2 protein-coding genes are annotated in these 1,605 nt (G+C 70.2%); both read left to right on the top strand.

Annotated elements, in window-relative coordinates; all coding sequences use genetic code 11:
- A partial coding sequence (locus ACFY5C_RS41435) for an ATP-binding cassette domain-containing protein (RefSeq protein ID WP_389455248.1) occupies positions 1-909 on the top strand: 909 nt, incomplete at its 5' end.
- Positions 906-1,605 (top strand): ABC transporter permease (locus ACFY5C_RS41440; RefSeq protein ID WP_389455250.1); only part of this gene is annotated, 700 nt, incomplete at its 3' end. The genes ACFY5C_RS41435 and ACFY5C_RS41440, both read left to right, overlap by 4 nt.

Below are 1,605 nucleotides of genomic sequence, written 5' to 3' on the forward strand. Positions count from 1 at the left end.
GCCGGAACGGTCTACGGCGTCCTCGGACCGAACGGCGCCGGCAAGACGACCACGGTGAAGATGCTCGCCACCCTGCTGCGCCCGGACGGCGGCGAGGCCCATGTCTTCGGGCACGACGTGGTGCGCGAGGCCGACGCGGTGCGTGGCCGCGTCAGCCTGACCGGCCAGTACGCCTCGGTCGACGAGGACCTCACCGGCACGGAGAACCTGGTGCTGCTGGCCCGCCTCCTCGGCCACCGCAAGCCGGCCGCACGCGAGCGCGCGGCACAGCTGCTGGAGGCCTTCGGGCTGACGGACGCGGCGGGCAAGCAGGTCAAGAACTACTCGGGCGGCATGCGCCGCCGTATCGACATCGCCGCGTCGATCCTCAACACCCCCGACCTGCTCTTCCTCGACGAGCCGACGACCGGTCTCGACCCGCGCAGCCGCAACCAGGTGTGGGACATCGTCCGCGCGGTCGTCGCGCAGGGCACCACCGTCCTGCTGACCACGCAGTATCTGGACGAGGCGGACCAGCTGGCGTCGCGGATCGCCGTGATCGACCAGGGCCGGGTGATCGCGGAGGGCACCAAGGGCGAGCTGAAGGCGTCCGTCGGCGCGGGCACCGTCCATCTGCGGCTGCGCGACCCGGCACAGCGGCCGGAGGCGGCGCGCATCCTGCGGCTGGCCCTGGACGCCGAGGTGCAGTCCGAGCCCGACCCCGTGGCCCTCACCGCCCGCGTCGGCGGCGCCGGGAACGGGCAGGGCGCGGCGGAGCAGGCCGGTCGCGCGCTCGCCGAGCTGGCCCGCGGCGGCATCACCGTCGACAACTTCTCGCTGGGCCAGCCCAGCCTGGACGAGGTGTTCCTCGCCCTGACCGGACACGACACGCACGAGGCCGAGGGCGGCCAGGACGAGGTGGCGGCATGAGCACCGTGACACAGACCGAGGGCAGGGAACTCGCCCCCGTCAGCACCGAATCGCTGGCCGCGCTGCTGATCGCCAAGGACCGGCCACCGCGGCCGAGCGCCTGGTCGGCGTCGATGACGTTCGGCTGGCGGGCCATCCTGAAGATCAAGCATGTGCCCGAGCAGCTCTTCGATGTCACCGCGTTCCCGATCATGCTGGTGCTGATGTACACGTACCTGTTCGGGGGCGCCCTGGCCGGGTCCCCGACGGCGTACATCCAGTTCCTGCTGCCGGGCATCCTGGTGATGTCGGTCGTGATGATCACCATGTACACCGGCGTCTCGGTGAACACCGACATCGAGAAGGGCGTCTTCGACCGGTTCCGGACGCTGCCGATCTGGCGTCCGTCCACGATGGTCGGCTACCTGCTGGGCGACGCCCTGCGTTACACGATCGCGTCCGTCGTCATGCTCACCGTCGGCATGATCCTCGGCTTCCGCCCGGACGGCGGGGTGGGCGGCGTCGTCGCGGGCATCGCGCTGCTGGTCGCCTTCTCCTTCGCCTTCTCGTGGATCTGGACGATGTTCGGGCTGATGCTGCGCTCCGAGAAGTCGGTGATGGGCGTCAGCATGATGGTGATCTTCCCGCTGACCTTCCTGTCCAACGTCTTCGTCGACCCGAAGACCATGCCGGGCTGGCTCCAGGCGTTCGTCAACA

This window comes from Streptomyces sp. NPDC012935 (assembly GCF_042900345.1).
Lineage (GTDB): Bacteria > Actinomycetota > Actinomycetes > Streptomycetales > Streptomycetaceae > Streptomyces.